Genomic DNA, 16,441 nt, shown 5'->3' with positions numbered 1-16,441 from the left:
GCTGTCTTGTCGACACTTCTCGACACGCATGGGTCAGGCCACGTTCGCTGAGGCATTTCCGTCCATCAGCTGCTTCAGGTTGACAGGAAGATCGTGCTCAACGGCGGCGTACAGGCCGTTATAAACCGGCGCGATTTTTTCCAGATAGTGTTCCAGCACCTGCTGGCGATCGCGGTTGCTGACGTGGCCGTCCACCATGCCATCCGCCATCAGCTGCGCCTTCGCAATACACTGTTTTTCGCCGTCTTTTGTCTCGAGGTAGTACTCAATGGTGTGGCTGTTGAAGTTGTCCGCCAGGGTAACGTTGATGGTGAAATGGCCGAACAGGACGAAGCGCATGTCGCCCTGCGCCGCGCAGCTCATCGCGTGGTGAAGACGCGCTTTCGACAAGGTAATGCCCTGAACCAGAGAGTTGCAGTAAAGGTGCCACTGGTCCTGTAACTGTTGATGACGCTGCGCGATGTAATCCGCTTTTTCGCTGATTTCCCAAATAGTCATAGAAGGTATCCGGTTAATGGAGATAGCGGCTGTTAAGCAGATTCCATGCCAGTTTTTATCTTTATGATTTTCAATACGTTTATCTTACGAATCGCTGTCAACATCGCGGTGTCGACGTGTCATTTCGACAGCGTTGACATCGTCACGCCCTGACAAAAATCGAGCTGGCACCGTTATTGCATTACCGGGGCAATTCATTGAGGAGGCGTCATGCACGAAATCACCCTCTGCCAGCGGGCTCTTGAACTTATCGAACAGCAGGCAGTGCAAAACCACGCGAAACGCGTCACCGGCGTCTGGCTGAAGGTCGGAGCATTTTCCTGCGTCGAGACCAGCGCCCTGACCTTCTGTTTTGAGCTGGTCTGCCGCGGCACGCTGGCGGAAGGCTGCGAACTGCATATTGAAGAACAGCAGGCGGAGTGCTGGTGCGAGCAGTGCCAGCAGTACGTCACCCTGGTGTCATCAAAGGTACAGCGCTGCCCGCAGTGTCAGAGCACCGGTCTGCGCATCGTGGCGGATGACGGCATGCAGATCCAACGCCTCGAAATCGAGAAGGAGTAAAGTATGTGTAGTACCTGCGGTTGCGCCGAAGGCAACCTGTATATAGAAGGGGATGAACACCGCCCCCACTCCGCGTTTCGCTCCGCGCCCTTTTCCCCCGCACCGCGCCCTGCGGCAGCCCTGACCGGCATTACCTTTGCGCCGCAACGCTCCGATGCGGGCGACCTGCATTACGGCCACGGCGAAGCGGGCACTCACGCGCCGGGCATGAGCCAGCGCCAGATGCTGGAGGTGGAAATCAACGTGCTGGACAAGAATAACCAGATCGCCACCCGCAACCGCGCCCGCTTTGCCACCCGCAAACAGCTGGCGCTGAACCTTGTCTCCAGCCCCGGCTCCGGCAAAACCACGCTACTAACCGAAACGCTCAAGCGCCTGAACGGGCTTGTCTCCTGCGCGGTGATCGAAGGCGACCAGCAAACCGTTAACGATGCGGCGCGCATTCGCGAAACCGGCACCCCGGCGATTCAGGTCAACACCGGTAAAGGCTGCCACCTCGATGCGCAGATGATTGCCGACGCTGCCCCGCGCCTGCCGCTGGCGGATAACGGCATCCTGTTTATTGAAAACGTCGGCAACCTGGTCTGCCCGGCGAGCTTCGACCTCGGTGAACGACACAAGGTGGCGGTGCTTTCAGTGACCGAAGGCGAAGACAAACCGCTGAAGTACCCGCACATGTTTGCCGCCGCGTCCATCATGCTGCTGAACAAAGTCGACCTGCTGCCGTACCTGAATTTCGACGTGGATAAGTGCCTGGCGTATGCCCGCGAGGTGAACCCGGAGATTGAGATCCTGCTGGTCTCCGCCACGCGCGGCGACGGCATGGACGGCTGGCTACACTGGCTGGAGAGCGAACGATGTGCATAGGCGTACCGGGACAAATTCACGCCATCGACGGTAATCAGGCCAAAGTCGAGGTCTGCGGCATCCTGCGCGATGTCGACCTGACGCTGGTGGGCACCACCGATGAGAGCGGCGCATCGCGTCTCGGCCAGTGGGTGCTGGTCCACGTGGGGTTTGCCATGAGCGTGATTAACGAAGCGGAAGCCCGCGACACGCTCGACGCCCTGCAAAATATGTTCGACGTGGAGCCTGACGTGGGCGCGCTGCTGTACGGCGAGGAGCGATAATCATGCGTTACGTTGATGAATACCGCGCGCCGGAGCAGGTGCTGCAGCTTATCGGCCACCTGAAAACGCGCGCAGCGCGGCTGGACTACACGGCGGAAAAACCGCTGCGGATCATGGAGGTATGCGGCGGGCACACGCACGCCATCTTCAAATTTGGCCTCGACCAGCTGTTGCCGGAAAACATTGAGTTTATCCACGGCCCCGGCTGCCCGGTCTGCGTGCTGCCGATGGGGCGCATCGACAGCTGTATTGAAATTGCCAGCCAGCCCGACGTCATTTTCTGCACCTTTGGCGACGCGATGCGCGTGCCGGGGAAAAATGGTTCGCTGCTGCAGGCGAAAGCGCGCGGCGCAGACATCCGGATCGTCTATTCGCCGATGGATGCCCTGACGCTGGCAGCGGATAACCCCGCGCGCAAGGTGGTGTTTTTTGGCCTGGGGTTTGAAACCACCATGCCCGCCACCGCCATCACGCTGCAGCAGGCGAAAGCGCGCGGCGTCGAGAATTTTTTCTTCTTCTGCCAGCACATTACGCTCATCCCCACCCTGCGCAGCCTGCTGGAAGAGCCAGGCAACGGCATTGACGCCTTTCTGGCACCGGGCCACGTCAGCATGGTGATTGGCACAGACGCCTACGGTTTTATCGCTGAACAGTACAATCGTCCGTTAGTGGTCGCTGGTTTCGAACCACTTGATCTACTGCAAGGTGTCATCATGCTGGTTGAGCAGAAAATAGCGGCCCTGAGCGCGGTCGAAAACCAGTACCGCCGCGTGGTGCCGGATGCGGGAAATGAACGGGCGCAGCAGGCGATAGCCGACGTATTTAGCGTTGAGGGCGACAGCGAGTGGCGTGGTCTGGGGCTGATTGCCGAATCCGGCGTGCACCTGACGCCAGCCTATCGCGCGTTCGACGCCGAAGCGCATTTCCGCCCGCAGCCGCAGCAGGTTTGCGACGATCCCCGTGCCCGCTGCGGCGAGGTGCTCACCGGCAAATGCAAACCGCATCAGTGCCCGTTATTTGGCAATACCTGTAACCCGCAAACGGCCTTTGGCGCGCTGATGGTCTCCTCCGAAGGGGCGTGTGCCGCGTGGTATCAGTATCGCAACCAGGAGAGCGAAGCATGAATACGGTTGAAATGGCGCACGGCAGCGGCGGACAGGCGATGCAGCAGCTGATTAACCGGCTGTTTATGGAGGCCTTTAACAACCCCTGGCTCGCCGAACAGGAAGACCAGGCGCGCATTGACCTCGCCACCCTCACCGCCCAGGGCGACCGGCTGGCCTTCTCCACCGACAGCTACGTCATTGACCCGCTGTTCTTCCCGGGCGGCGATATCGGCAAGCTCGCCGTCTGCGGCACGGCGAACGACGTCGCCGTCAGCGGCGCCGTTCCGCGCTACCTCTCCTGCGGGTTTATCCTTGAAGAGGGATTACCGATGGAGACGCTCGCGGCCGTGGTCAACAGCATGGCGCAGACCGCGCGCGAGGCGGGAATAGCTATCGTCACCGGCGACACCAAAGTGGTGCAGCGCGGCGCGGCCGACAAGCTGTTTATCAACACCGCCGGAATGGGCGCGATCCCCCCCGATATTCACTGGGGCGCGCAGCGCCTCAGCGTGGGCGACGTGCTGATCGTGACCGGCACGCTGGGCTGCCACGGGGCGACCATCCTGAACCTGCGCGAAGGCCTGGGGCTGGACGGCGAACTGCGCAGCGACTGCGCGGTACTCACCCCGCTGATTCAGACGCTGCGCGGTATTCCCGGCGTGAAGGCCCTGCGGGATGCCACGCGAGGCGGTGTCAACGCCGTGGTTCACGAGTTTGCGGCAAGCTGCGGGTACGGGATTGAACTCACCGAGCGCAGCCTGCCCGTTAAGCCCGCCGTTCGCGGGCTTTGCGAACTGCTGGGTCTGGACCCGCTCAACTTTGCAAACGAAGGCAAGCTGGTGATTGGCGTTGAACGGGCCGCGGCACAAGCTGTTCTTGAACAGCTGCAGGCTCATCCGTCAGGAAAAGAGGCGGCGATGATTGGTGAAGTGGTTGAGCGCAAAGGGGTGCGCCTGACCGGACTTTATGGCGTGAAGCGCACGCTGGATCTGCCGCACGCTGAACCCTTACCCCGTATTTGCTAGGCCGCGCCACAAGCGGCCAGCATGGATTTTTTTGCTCGTTTCTACTGGAAAGCACTATGCCGTATACACCGATGAGCGATCTTGGACAGCAGGGTCTGTTTGACATTACGCGCACACTTTTACAGCAACCCGATCTCGGCGCGCTGAGCGATGCCCTGACGCGGCTGGTCAGGCAATCGGCGCTGGCGGACAGCGCCGCGATTGTGCTCTGGCATAGCGGAACGCAGCGCGCGAGCTACTTCTCAACGCGTGATAATGGCAAAACGTTTGAATACGAGGACGAAACGTACCTCGCGCATGGCCCGGTGCGCCGCATTCTCTCCAGACCTGAAGTGCTGCACTGCAACTTTGAGGAATTTCAACAGGCGTGGCCGCGGCTCGCGGAGAGCAACCTCTATCAGCCGTTCGGGCATTACTGCATGCTGCCGCTGGCTGCAGAGGGCCAGATTTTTGGCGGATGCGAGTTTATCCGCACGACCGACCAGCCCTGGAGCGAGGCGGAATACGAGCGCCTGCACACCTTTACCCAGATAGTGGCCGTCGTCGCGGAGCAGATCCAAAGCCGAGTGACGAATAACGTGGATTACGACCTGCTCAGCCGCGAACGCGACAACTTCCGCATTCTGGTCGCCATCACCAACGCCGTACTCTCCCGCCTGGACATGGATGAGCTGGTCAGCGAAGTCTCGAAAGAGATCCACCACTATTTCAAAATCGACGCCATAAGCATTGCGCTTCGCGGGCATCGCAAGGGCAAGCTGAACATATACTCCACGCATTATCTCGATGAAGCCAACCCGGCGCACGAGCAGAGCGAGGTGGATGAAGCGGGCACTCTTTCTGAACGGGTCTTCAAAAGCAAAGAGATCCTCCTGATCAACCTCAACGAGCAGGATCCGGTCGCGCCGTACGAGCGGATGCTGTTCAACACCTGGGGCAACAAAATCCAGACCCTGTGCCTGCTGCCCCTGATGTCCGGCAACACCATGCTGGGCGTGCTGAAGCTGGCACAGTGCGAGGAAGGCGTGTTCACCACCGCCAACCTGAAGCTGCTGCGTCAGATCGCCGAGCGTATCTCCATCGCGCTCGATAACGCGCTTGCCTATCAGGAGATCCACCGTCTGAAAGAGCGGCTGGTGGATGAAAACCTGGCCCTGACCGAACAGCTCAACAACGTGGACAGCGAGTTTGGTGAAATCATCGGACGCAGCGACGCCATGTACAGCGTGCTCAAGCAGGTTGAGATGGTGGCGCAAAGCGACAGCACGGTGCTGATACTGGGCGAAACCGGTACGGGTAAAGAGCTGATTGCCCGCGCCATCCACAACCTGAGCAACCGCAACAGCCGTCGGATGGTGAAGATGAACTGCGCCGCGATGCCCGCAGGGCTGCTGGAAAGCGATCTGTTCGGCCACGAACGGGGTGCCTTCACCGGGGCCAGCAGCCAGCGGCTGGGCCGTTTTGAGCTGGCAGACAAAAGCTCGCTGTTCCTTGACGAAGTGGGCGATATGCCGCTGGAGCTACAGCCGAAACTGCTGCGCGTCCTGCAGGAGCAGGAGTTTGAGCGCCTGGGCAGCAACAAGCTTATCCAGACCGACGTGCGGCTGATTGCCGCCACCAACCGCGACCTGAAAAAAATGGTCGCCGACCGAGAGTTCCGCAGCGATCTCTACTATCGCCTGAACGTCTTCCCGATCTTCCTGCCGCCGCTGCGCGAGCGCCCGGAAGATATCCCCCTGCTGGTCAAAGCCTTTACCGCCAAGATCGCGCGTCGGATGGGGCGAAACATCGACAGCATTCCTGCCGAGACGTTGCGTACCCTTTCATCGATGGAATGGCCCGGCAACGTGCGCGAGCTGGAAAACGTCATTGAACGCGCGGTGCTGCTGACGCGCGGCAATGTGCTGCAGCTCTCCCTGCCTGAAGTGACGCTGCCTGACGTGAGCGTGCCCGCCGCCGAGACGGCGAAAGAGGGAGAAGATGAATATCAGCTCATTATGCGCGTACTCAAAGAGACCAACGGCGTGGTCGCCGGGCCGAAAGGTGCCGCCCAGCGCCTGGGGTTAAAACGCACCACCCTGCTGTCGCGCATGAAGCGTCTCGGTATTGATAAAGAGAGCCTCATTTAAGGCCTTATTCCGGCGGTGTTTTTCTGACACCGCCTTTTGTTACCCTGCGCGATTGTCCCTCATTGACACAAAATCGTTTCCTCTGTATAAAATTCCGCCTTAATAATGAGTTTCATTTGCATCAAAAATAATTTTAATGAAGGGTAGCGTTTCATGAAGAAGGTCATCTGCGCGTTAGGCCTGGCGGTTGCGTCGGTCAGTTCTGCTCTGGCAACCACATATCCTCTGACGATTGAAAACTGTGGCTATAAAGAGACATTCACCAAAGCGCCGGAACGCGTGGTGGCCCTGGGCCAGAATACCGTCGAAATCTTGCTCCTGCTGGGGCTGGAAGATAAGGTGAAGGCCAGCGCCTTCTGGCCGACGAAAGTGTTGCCGCAGCTCGCTGAACAGAACGCAAAAATCAAAACCCTGACGGTCGAAATCCCTACCCTTGAATCCGTGCTTGCGCAAAATCCCGACTTTGTCCCCGCCCAGACGCCACTGTTGCTGGGACCGGAAAGCAAGGTCGCAAAACGCGAAGACCTGATGACCCTGGGCGTGAACAGCTACGTATCGCCGGGCATGTGCGCGACCAAAAAAGCCACCGGCGATATGTACGGCAGCCGCCAGAAGCTGTGGGATATGACGTATCTCTATCAGGAGATTGAGGACTTCGCCAAAATCTTTAACGTTGAAGACCGCGGTCAGGCCGTGATTGCCGATTTCAAAAAACGAGAGGCCGACCTGCGTAAGGAATTCGGCAAGAGCAAAAAAGACCTCTCGTTTGTCTTCTGGTTCTCCAGCTCCTCCCCCTCTGCGGACGCCTACGTCGGCGGTAAAAATAGCCCCTCCGGGTTTATCGCGAGCCTGATGGGCGGGCATAACGCCATCACCTCCGAGACCGAATGGCCAACCGTGGGCTGGGAGAGCATTATTGCCGCCAATCCGGATGTGATTGTAGTCTCCAGCCTCGATCGCAACCGCTGGGCGCTGGATAACGCGGAAGAGAAAATCAAATTCCTGAAAAACGATCCGGCCGTCAGCCAGCTGGACGCGGTGAAAAAAGGTCATATCGTGGTGATGGACGGTCAGGCCATGAACCCGACGATTCGCACGATTTACGGGGCTGAGCAGGTAGGCGAACAGCTCAGAAAGCTGGGGCTGAACTGATGACCACCGCCGTTCTTCAGGCCCGGCAGAGCCTGGTTCTGACGACCTCGTGTTTGCTCGCCTTTGTCCTGCTATTTCTGGTTATCGCGCTGAGCGTCAGCGTCGGCGAACTGTCCATCCCGCTGGATAACGTGTTTTACGCTATCAGCAATAAAATGGGGCTCACCGATATTCCGCTCACTCGTATCTATGAGAGCGTCATCTGGGACTTTCGCCTGAGCCGCGCGCTGGTTGCGGCCTGCTGCGGCGCGGGGCTGGCCATCTGCGGTGCCGTATTGCAGAGCCTGCTGAAGAACGCGCTGGCGGAACCCTACGTGCTCGGCGTGTCCGCGGGCGCGTCGACCGGGGCGGTTTCTGTCGTCGTATTGGGGATCGGCACCGGTGCGGTGTCGCTCTCTGCCGGGGCCTTTGCCGGGGCGTTCGCCGCGTTTGCGTTTGTCGCATTTCTGACGAACGGCGCGCGCGGCGGGAATGAACGTACTATTCTGGCAGGCGTTGCCGCCTCGCAGCTTTTCAACGCCATTACCGCCTATACCATCAGCACCTCCGCCAGCGCCCAGCAGGCGCGCGACGTGATGTTCTGGCTGCTGGGCAGCTTCAGCGGCGTACGCTGGCCCGAGTTCCAGCTGGCACTTGTCGTGGTGCTGATTGGATTAGCCATTTGCCTCTACTACTCCCGTGCTCTGGATGCCTTTACGTTCGGTGACGACGCCGCGGCGTCGCTTGGCATTGCTGTTCCCTGGGTGCGCCTGGCGCTCTTTACCACTACCGCACTTATCACCGCGACCATCGTCAGCATGGCGGGGTCAATCGGCTTTGTCGGGCTGGTGGTGCCGCACGTCATGCGCTTCCTGTTCGGGCCGCTGCACCGCACGCTGCTGATTGCCAGCGCGCTGGCAGGCGCGATCCTGATGGTGCTGGCAGACATTGCCTCACGCATGCTGATTGCGCCGCAAAGCCTGCCCGTCGGCGTGGTCACCGCGCTGGTTGGCGTACCCTTCTTTGCCGTGATTATCTACCGTTCAAGGAATAAGTGATGAGCATCTGCGCGGAAAATATTACCTGGAAGGTCGGCAAAAAAGTCATCGTTAATGACGTCTCGCTGAAGGTGTCACGGGGCGAAACGGTAGGGCTGCTTGGCCCTAACGGCTGCGGTAAATCGTCTCTTTTACGTATCCTCGCGGGTCTGCGTCGCCCGGATGCTGGCCGCGTTACCCTGGACGGTCAGGACATCTGCAGCATCGCCAAAAAGCAGCTGGCGCGACGGGTGGCCTTTGTCGAGCAGCACGGTATGACGGACGCCAACATGCGCGTGCGCGACGTGGTGAAACTTGGGCGGATTCCGCACCACTCCGCCTTTTCCAACTGGAGCACGCACGATGACGAGACCGTCACCGCCGCTCTGCAGCGCGTGGATATGCTGGATAAAAGCGACCAGGGGTGGCTGAGCCTCTCCGGCGGCGAGCGCCAGCGCGTCCACATTGCCCGCGCGCTGGCCCAGACCCCGACGGAAATCCTGCTGGATGAACCGACCAACCACCTGGACATTCATCATCAGATGCAGCTGATGCAGTTGATCAGCGAATTACCGGTCACCAGCATTGTCGCTATACACGATCTCAACCACGCCTCGATGTTCTGCGACTCGCTGATAGTCATGCAGAAAGGGCAAATTGTGGCGACGGGGACACCGCAGGATATCTTATCCGAGTCATTGCTCTGGGACGTCTTCCGGGTCAAAACCAAAATCGAGATCTCACCGTTCCATGGCAAAAAGCACATTCACTTTATCGTTTAGGGACGAGTGAGCAACGATGCCCCTTCGCCCTGCCACCACGCTCTGGCCCCCCGTTTTACTGGGTAGCCAGTTTGTTTTTAACATCGGCTTTTATGCCGTTGTCCCCTTCCTGGCGATATTCCTGCGCGACGATATGCTGCTCTCCGGCGGGCTGATCGGGCTGATCCTCGGCCTGCGCACATTCTCTCAGCAGGGGATGTTTATCGTCGGTGGTGCCCTCTCGGACCGGTTTGGCGCGAAAGTGATTATCCTGAGCGGCTGTATTGTCCGTGTTTCAGGCTATCTGCTGCTGGCCTTCGGGGAATCGCTGTGGCCGATTATACTGGGCGCGTGTCTGACAGGCGTGGGCGGCGCGCTGTTTTCTCCGTCTATTGAGGCATTGCTGGCGAAAGCGGGCACGCACAGCGAGGCGAAAGGTAAACGAAGCCGGGCGGAGTGGTTCGCGCTGTTTGCGGTCTGCGGGGAACTCGGTGCGGTACTGGGCCCGGTCGCCGGCGCCCTGCTAACCGGCCTGGGTTTTCGTCAGGTGGCTCTCGCGGGAGCAGGCGTCTTTGTCATTGCATTAGTGGTGCTCTACTTCTGCCTGCCTGCTTCTGGCCGCCGTTCACAGACGCTAAAAATTGTGCCCTGGTGGACGACGTTTCATCAACCCCGCTTTGTCGCCTTTATCATTGCCTACAGTTCGTGGCTTTTAAGCTATAACCAGCTCTATCTGGCGCTGCCGGTAGAGATCCAGCGCTCTGGCGGTAACGAGAAAGATCTCGGCCCGCTTTTTATGCTTGCCTCCGTTCTGATCATCACCTTACAGCTGCCGCTGGCGCGATTCGCCCGGCGCGTGGGTGCGGTGAGGATCCTGCCGGTGGGCTTTTTATTCCTCTCCGCCGCCTTTGCAAGCGTGGCAATGTTTGCGCCGACGGCACCGCCTGAGGGCTGGCTGCGCCTGCTGCCGTCGGTCTGTTTCGTGACGCTGCTGACGCTGGGGCAGATGCTGCTGGTACCCTCGGCAAAGGATCTGATCCCGAGGTTTGCCGAGGAGTCCACGCTGGGGGCGCACTATGGCGCACTCGCCACCGCTGGCGGCATCGCGGTACTGGCAGGAAACTTGTTGTTTGGTAGCCTGCTGGATCGCGCGCTGGTGCCCTCAACGCAGGCGATTTATCCCTGGCTGCTGCTGGCCCTTTTCCCACTCTGTAGCGCGCTGGCCCTGAACGTTATTTGCCGCCCGCTCAGAAGCTGAACCGGTCACTTTTTCGGACGATACTTTTCCGGCAGCTCCGGCACGGGGCGACGGTCATCAATCAGATGGCGGACGGTCAGAATGGGGTGACGCCATAACATACGCGGGCCTGCCCAGCGCATAATCAGCTTCATCTCTTCGCGTTTTGCAGGCTGATAGCAGTGGACCGGACACTGCTTACAGGCAGGCTTTTCCTCACCAAAAACGCACTTATCCAGGCGCTTATCGGCATAGGCATTCAGCGCCTGGTAGTGCCCGTCTTCCACAGAGGCCTGAGGACACTGCTTCTGATACAGCGCGATCATTTTCGCGATGGTCTCTTTTTCGCGAGAAATTCGTTTACCGGACATAGCGACTTACCAAACAATAAAGTGCAAAAATAATACACCTTTCAATGCGGGATTTCAGTTGTTGCATGCGGCTTTCTGAAGCCTGATTCCAGTTTTATCCCTGCACCGTCCGACAATTACTGGTATTTTATACAGTCATTAGTGATGACTTTTATCCGTGTTGTCGGGAGACCCTATGCAAGAACTCGCTATCAACAAACCCTATCGCCATTTAACAGTGGGATATTTCAGAAAGCGCCATGAAGACCGCAATACCAAGATACCGAAGCGCTACAGCGTGCATGCGGCGCTGAGCTTAAAAGGTGACTGGCTTGAAAAGGCGGGATTTACGACCCATTCCCGAGTCAGGGTGGGCGTGGAGCATGGAAAAATAGTCATTGAGTTAATGTCGGAAGATGCCTCGTAAAGCGACGACATTTTTCTGCGCCGTACCTTTTTTTCATGCGACAATAGAAGGAACAAACGGCCTCTGAGCCGCTCAAAACGGTTTATTTTCAAAGAAATGGACATCATAACTCCATGAGCACACTCGACAATTTCGACGCACATACGCCGATGATGCAGCAGTATCTGAAGCTGAAGGCACAGCATCCGGAAATCCTGCTGTTTTACCGTATGGGCGATTTTTACGAGCTGTTTTATGACGATGCTAAGCGTGCATCGCAGCTGCTCGACATCTCGCTGACCAAACGTGGTGCATCGGCAGGTGAACCCATCCCGATGGCAGGTATTCCGCACCACGCGGTAGAAAATTACCTGGCGAAACTGGTGAATCAGGGTGAGTCTGTCGCCATCTGCGAACAGATCGGCGACCCCGCGACCTCAAAAGGCCCGGTGGAACGCAAGGTCGTGCGCATCGTCACGCCTGGCACCATCAGTGATGAAGCCCTGCTTCAGGAGCGCCAGGACAACCTGCTGGCCGCGCTGTGGCAGGACGGCAAAGGGTTTGGCTACGCGACGCTGGACATCAGCTCCGGGCGTTTTCGTCTGAGTGAACCGGCCGATCGTGAAACGATGGCTGCCGAACTGCAGCGCACCAACCCGGCAGAATTGCTCTACGCCGAAGATTTCGCCGAAATGGCGCTGATTGAAGGTCGTCGCGGGTTGCGCCGCCGTCCGCTGTGGGAATTCGAAATTGATACCGCGCGCCAGCAGCTGAATCTGCAGTTTGGCACCCGCGATCTGATTGGCTTTGGCGTTGAAAATGCCCCGCGCGGGCTGTGTGCGGCAGGTTGCCTCCTGCAGTACGTAAAAGATACCCAGCGCACCGCCCTGCCGCATATCCGCTCTATCACCATGGAGCGCCAGCAGGACAGCATCATCATGGATGCCGCCACTCGCCGTAACCTGGAGATCACGCAGAACCTCGCGGGCGGCGTAGAAAATACGCTGGCGTCGGTCCTCGACAATACGGTAACGCCAATGGGCAGCCGTATGCTGAAACGCTGGCTGCATATGCCGATTCGCGATACCGCTACGCTGGTTTGTCGTCAGCAGACGATTGCCGCGCTGCAGGATCGCTATACCGAGCTGCAGCCTGTCCTGCGCCAGGTGGGGGATCTGGAACGTATCCTGGCCCGTCTGGCGCTGCGCACGGCACGACCGCGCGATCTCGCACGGATGCGTCATGCTTTCCAGCAGCTGCCGGAACTTCGTGCGCAGCTGAGCGACGTTGACAGCGCGCCGGTACAGAAACTCCGCGAAACCATGGGTGAATTTACCGAACTCCGCGAGCTGCTTGAACGCGCCATTATTGATGCGCCTCCGGTTCTCGTGCGTGATGGCGGCGTGATTGCTCCGGGCTACAACGAGGAGCTGGACGAATGGCGCGCGCTGGCCGACGGCGCGACGGACTACCTCGATAAGCTGGAGATCCGCGAGCGCGAGCGTCTTGGGCTCGACACTCTGAAGGTGGGTTATAACGCGGTTCACGGTTATTACATTCAAATCAGCCGCGGGCAGAGCCACCTGGCGCCGATTCACTACGTGCGCCGCCAGACGTTGAAAAACGCTGAACGCTATATCATTCCCGAGCTGAAAGAGTACGAAGACAAAGTCCTCACCTCGAAAGGGAAAGCCCTGGCGCTGGAAAAACAGCTGTATGAAGAGCTGTTTGATATGCTGATGCCGCACCTGGCCGACCTGCAGCTGAGCGCCAGCGCGCTGGCGGAACTGGACGTGCTGGTGAACCTCGCAGAGCGTGCGGAAACGCTGAACTACACCTGCCCGACCTTTACCGATAAGCCAGGCATTCGTATCACTGAAGGCCGTCACCCGGTGGTCGAGCGGGTGCTGAACGAACCGTTCATCGCCAACCCGCTGAGCCTGTCGCCGCAGCGAAGAATGCTGATCATTACCGGTCCGAACATGGGCGGTAAGAGTACCTATATGCGTCAGACGGCGCTGATTGCCCTGCTTGCCTATATCGGCAGCTACGTTCCAGCGCAAAACGTGGAGATTGGCCCCATCGACCGTATCTTCACCCGTGTTGGAGCTGCGGACGATCTGGCGAGCGGTCGCTCAACCTTCATGGTCGAAATGACTGAAACGGCAAACATTCTGCATAACGCGACGGAGCATAGCCTGGTGCTGATGGACGAAGTCGGACGCGGAACGTCAACCTACGATGGTCTGTCGCTGGCCTGGGCCTGTGCGGAAAGCCTCGCGAATAAAATCAAGGCCATGACGCTCTTCGCCACCCACTACTTCGAACTGACGCAGTTGCCGGAGAAAATGGAAGGCGTGGCTAACGTCCACCTTGATGCGCTGGAGCACGGCGACACCATCGCCTTTATGCACACGGTGCAGGATGGCGCGGCAAGCAAGAGCTATGGTCTGGCCGTTGCGGCGCTGGCCGGTGTACCGAAAGAGGTGATCAAGCGCGCGCGTCAGAAACTGCGTGAGCTGGAAAGCCTGTCACCGAATGCGGCGGCGACGCAGATTGATGGTACGCAGATGTCGCTGCTGGTACCGGCGGAAGAGACATCGCCTGCTGTGGAAGCGCTGGAAAACCTCGATCCGGATTCACTGACGCCGCGTCAGGCGCTGGAGTGGATTTATCGCCTGAAGAGTCTGGTTTAGTTTTCTGCGGTCTTTACCCGGTGGCGCAGCGCCACCGGGCTGTCTTTACAGCAGCGGCGGGATCGTTGGCACCTGCGGCGCCTCGTCAATATCCTTCTGCGTCATGCGGAACGCTTCAGGGTAATGCTCGCGGCTGGTACGACGCAACGGTTCGGTATCTCGCCAGGTATACAGACAATGCTGGCACTGGTAAACGGTCCAGACCCCTTTCACCGGCGACGTCGCCATCACTTCAATATGCTCATCGGCACAACGTGGACAAATCATCTTTTCCTCCTTATTGACGTGAAGCCAGCATCGCGGTCAGTTTTTCAGCCCAGGCTTTGGTTTCAGGCAGATCCTGTACCGGCTGGCTATAGTGGCCACGGGTGTCCGGTGCGACAGGCGTGGTCGCATCGATAATCAGTTTGTCGGTAATGCCCGCCGGACTGGATCCAGGATCGAGTTCCAGCACCGACATGTTCGGCAGCTGCACCAGATCGCCTGCCGGGTTGACCTTCGATGACAGCGCCCACATCACCTGCGGGAGGTTGAACGGGTCGACATCCTCATCCACCATGATCACCATCTTCACGTAGCCCAGGCCGTGCGGCGTGGTCATGGCGCGCAAGCCGACCGCTCGGGCAAAACCGCCGTAGCGTTTTTTGGTGGAGATAATCGCCAGCAGACCGTGGGTATACATCGCATTCACCGCCTGCACTTCCGGGAATTCCGCTTTCAGCTGCTGGTAGAGCGGCACGCAGGTGGCTGGCCCCATCAGATAATCAATCTCGGTCCACGGCATACCGAGATAAAGGGATTCGAAAATCGGTTTGGTGCGGTAAGAAACTTTGTCGATACGCACAACCGTCATGTTACGACCACCGGAGTAGTGCCCAGTAAACTCGCCGAACGGCCCTTCAATTTCGCGCTTACGGCCTTCAATCACCCCTTCCAGGATCACTTCAGAACCCCACGGTACATCGAAGCCGGTCAGCGGCGCGGTGGCAATCGGATACGGGCTTTCACGCAGCGCGCCGGCCATTTCATACTCTGACTGATCGTATTTCAGCGGCGTCGCGCCCATCAGCGTAATGATCGGATCGTTACCGAGGGTAATGGCAATCGGCAGGTCTTCGCCGCGCTCTTCGGCTTTGTGCAGATGCAGAGCAATATCGTGCATCGGTACCGGCTGCAGGCCGAGCTTGCGCTTGCCCTTCACTTCCATGCGGTAGATGCCAACGTTCTGCTTGCCGAAGTTATCCGGGTCAAGCGGATCGCGCGAGACGACGCACGCTTTATCGAGATAAAAACCCCCGTCGCCGTCGTTCAGACGGAACAGAGGTAGAATATCGAACAGGTTAATGTCTTCACCGTCCACCGTATTCTGCGCCCAGGCCGGGTTGGGGCGGCGCTCTGGCGCAATAGGAAATTTATCCCAGCGACGGATAAACTCGTCGATCTGCTTTTTCACCGGCGTGTTCGCCGGCAGCCCCATCGAAATGGCATGGTTCTGCCAGGAGCCGATGGTGTTCATCACCACGCGGGCATCGGTAAACCCGCGAATATTGTCGAACCACAGCGCGGGGGCGCCGTCACCGATGCGGCCGGTCGCGTTGGCTGCCGCCGCCAGATCGGGCTCGGCGTTAACCTCTTCCTCAATTTTCAGCAGTTGCCCTTGCTCATCGAGCGCCTGCAGGAAGCTTCTCAAATCATCAAATGCCATCTTTATTCTCCTGTGAAAAATGTTTCGCCTCCCGCAACCCGTTCCAGCGGCGCGCCTTTTTATGCTCCAGGCCAAACTGGTCAAGCACGCGGGTCACAATATGCTGGGTGATGTCATCGGCGGTTTGCGGATGGTTGTAATACGCAGGCATAGGCGGCACCATCGCCACGCCCATGCGGGAGAGCGCAAGCATATTCTCCAGATGAATGGTGCTGAGCGGCGTTTCACGGGGCACCAGCACCAGCTTACGCCCCTCTTTCAGCACCACATCCGCCGCACGGCCCACCATCCCTTCGGCATAGCCCGCTCGGATCCCGGCCAGCGTTTTCATGCTGCAGGGAATGACGACCATGCCGTCGGTACGAAACGAACCGGAGGAGATGGTGGCGGCCTGGTCAGCCGGGCTATGGATAACGTCAGCCAGCGCAGCAACGTCCTGGGCGGTGTAAGGCGTTTCCAGCTCAATGGTGGTTTTTGCCCACTTCGACATCACCAGATGGGTCTCCACCTCCGGCATTTCCCGTAGCGCCTGCAGCAGCGCCACGCCAAGCGGAGCACCCGTTGCCCCCGTCATTCCCACGATCAATCTCATTCATCACCTCAATCATTTTGTTCGTGCACGAACGTTATAGGTAAACTACTCCCGAATTCTTTTTCTGACAATATCGT

The 16,441-nt window shown here is 58.7% G+C and carries 17 protein-coding genes; 12 read left to right on the top strand and 5 right to left on the bottom strand.

The genetic code is table 11. The features are described 5' to 3' along the window. Nucleotides 1-33: 33 nt before the first annotated feature. Nucleotides 34-498, bottom strand: a complete 465-nt coding sequence (gene hycA, locus USH94_RS03925) for a formate hydrogenlyase regulator HycA (protein WP_032653166.1) — start codon at nt 496-498, stop codon at nt 34-36. A 210-nt stretch (nt 499-708) separates the two neighbouring features. Between hycA and hypA the strand changes: the two genes are divergently transcribed. The 10 genes from hypA to USH94_RS03875 all read left to right on the top strand — a co-directional run bounded on the left by hypA (nt 709) and on the right by USH94_RS03875 (nt 10,636). Continuing rightward, nucleotides 709-1,059, top strand: coding sequence for a hydrogenase maturation nickel metallochaperone HypA (hypA, locus tag USH94_RS03920; RefSeq protein WP_047173498.1), 351 nt, complete (start codon nt 709-711; stop codon nt 1,057-1,059). A 3-nt stretch (nt 1,060-1,062) separates the two neighbouring features. After that, nucleotides 1,063-1,926, top strand: coding sequence for a hydrogenase nickel incorporation protein HypB (gene hypB / locus USH94_RS03915; protein ID WP_111965476.1), 864 nt, complete (start codon nt 1,063-1,065; stop codon nt 1,924-1,926). Continuing rightward, nucleotides 1,917-2,189, top strand: coding sequence for a HypC/HybG/HupF family hydrogenase formation chaperone (locus USH94_RS03910; RefSeq protein WP_111965475.1), 273 nt, complete (start codon nt 1,917-1,919; stop codon nt 2,187-2,189). The genes hypB and USH94_RS03910 overlap by 10 nt, the downstream gene beginning before the upstream one ends. A 2-nt stretch (nt 2,190-2,191) precedes the next feature. After that, a complete protein-coding gene (hypD, locus tag USH94_RS03905) occupies nt 2,192-3,313 on the top strand; it encodes a hydrogenase formation protein HypD (RefSeq protein WP_111965474.1) in 1,122 nt (373 codons plus the stop codon). Then, on the top strand, nt 3,310-4,320 hold the full coding sequence (hypE, locus tag USH94_RS03900; protein ID WP_111965473.1) for a hydrogenase expression/formation protein HypE: 1,011 nt from the start codon (nt 3,310-3,312) through the stop codon (nt 4,318-4,320). The genes hypD and hypE overlap by 4 nt, the downstream gene beginning before the upstream one ends. Nucleotides 4,321-4,376: 56 nt before the next feature. After that, nucleotides 4,377-6,449, top strand: coding sequence for a formate hydrogenlyase transcriptional activator FlhA (gene flhA / locus USH94_RS03895; protein ID WP_111965472.1), 2,073 nt, complete (start codon nt 4,377-4,379; stop codon nt 6,447-6,449). 153 nt (nt 6,450-6,602) lie between these two features. Then, nucleotides 6,603-7,601: an ABC transporter substrate-binding protein gene (locus USH94_RS03890; protein WP_111965471.1), complete on the top strand. Its 999-nt coding sequence runs from the start codon at nt 6,603-6,605 to the stop codon at nt 7,599-7,601. Next, nucleotides 7,601-8,638 carry a FecCD family ABC transporter permease gene (locus USH94_RS03885; RefSeq protein WP_111965470.1) on the top strand — a complete coding sequence of 346 codons (1,038 nt, stop codon included), beginning with the start codon at nt 7,601-7,603 and terminating at the stop codon, nt 8,636-8,638. Before USH94_RS03890 ends, USH94_RS03885 begins: the two co-directional genes overlap by 1 nt. Further along, a complete protein-coding gene (locus tag USH94_RS03880) occupies nt 8,638-9,399 on the top strand; it encodes an ABC transporter ATP-binding protein (protein WP_111965469.1) in 762 nt (253 codons plus the stop codon). Before USH94_RS03885 ends, USH94_RS03880 begins: the two co-directional genes overlap by 1 nt. A gap of 16 nt (nt 9,400-9,415) precedes the next feature. Further along, complete coding sequence (locus tag USH94_RS03875; RefSeq protein ID WP_111965468.1) at nt 9,416-10,636, top strand: MDR family MFS transporter; 1,221 nt, start codon at nt 9,416-9,418, stop codon at nt 10,634-10,636. Nucleotides 10,637-10,641: 5 nt separating this feature from the next. Here the strand turns inward: USH94_RS03875 and USH94_RS03870 are convergent, their stop codons facing one another. Continuing rightward, nucleotides 10,642-10,986, bottom strand: coding sequence for a nitrous oxide-stimulated promoter family protein (locus tag USH94_RS03870; protein ID WP_111965467.1), 345 nt, complete (start codon nt 10,984-10,986; stop codon nt 10,642-10,644). A 175-nt stretch (nt 10,987-11,161) separates the two neighbouring features. On the opposite strand from USH94_RS03870, the gene USH94_RS03865 reads away from it, so the two are divergent. Both USH94_RS03865 and mutS read left to right on the top strand, forming a co-directional pair. Further along, nucleotides 11,162-11,392: a SymE family type I addiction module toxin gene (locus USH94_RS03865; RefSeq protein ID WP_008499591.1), complete on the top strand. Its 231-nt coding sequence runs from the start codon at nt 11,162-11,164 to the stop codon at nt 11,390-11,392. Nucleotides 11,393-11,505: 113 nt separating this feature from the next. Beyond that, nucleotides 11,506-14,067, top strand: coding sequence for a DNA mismatch repair protein MutS (gene mutS / locus USH94_RS03860; RefSeq protein ID WP_047748599.1), 2,562 nt, complete (start codon nt 11,506-11,508; stop codon nt 14,065-14,067). Nucleotides 14,068-14,112: 45 nt separating this feature from the next. On the opposite strand, the gene USH94_RS03855 is transcribed toward mutS, so the two are convergent. The 3 genes from USH94_RS03855 to USH94_RS03845 are packed head-to-tail and all read right to left on the bottom strand — an operon-like array spanning nt 14,113 to nt 16,364. After that, on the bottom strand, nt 14,113-14,334 hold the full coding sequence (locus USH94_RS03855) for a non-oxidative hydroxyarylic acid decarboxylases subunit D (protein WP_003862116.1): 222 nt from the start codon (nt 14,332-14,334) through the stop codon (nt 14,113-14,115). 10 nt (nt 14,335-14,344) lie between these two features. After that, the gene (locus tag USH94_RS03850) at nt 14,345-15,772 is read right to left on the bottom strand and encodes a non-oxidative hydroxyarylic acid decarboxylases subunit C (RefSeq protein WP_111965466.1); all 1,428 of its coding nucleotides are present in this window, start codon (nt 15,770-15,772) and stop codon (nt 14,345-14,347) included. After that, a complete protein-coding gene (locus USH94_RS03845; RefSeq protein ID WP_111965465.1) occupies nt 15,762-16,364 on the bottom strand; it encodes a non-oxidative hydroxyarylic acid decarboxylases subunit B in 603 nt (200 codons plus the stop codon). Before USH94_RS03845 ends, USH94_RS03850 begins: the two co-directional genes overlap by 11 nt. Nucleotides 16,365-16,441 lie beyond the last annotated feature (77 nt).

Origin of the sequence: Enterobacter sp. 148H3, assembly GCF_034107425.1 — a bacterium.
In the GTDB taxonomy this organism is placed as follows: domain Bacteria; phylum Pseudomonadota; class Gammaproteobacteria; order Enterobacterales; family Enterobacteriaceae; genus Enterobacter; species Enterobacter vonholyi.
The sequence above is the reverse complement of the archived record's forward strand: the minus strand, read 5'-3'. Positions and strand labels throughout refer to the sequence as shown.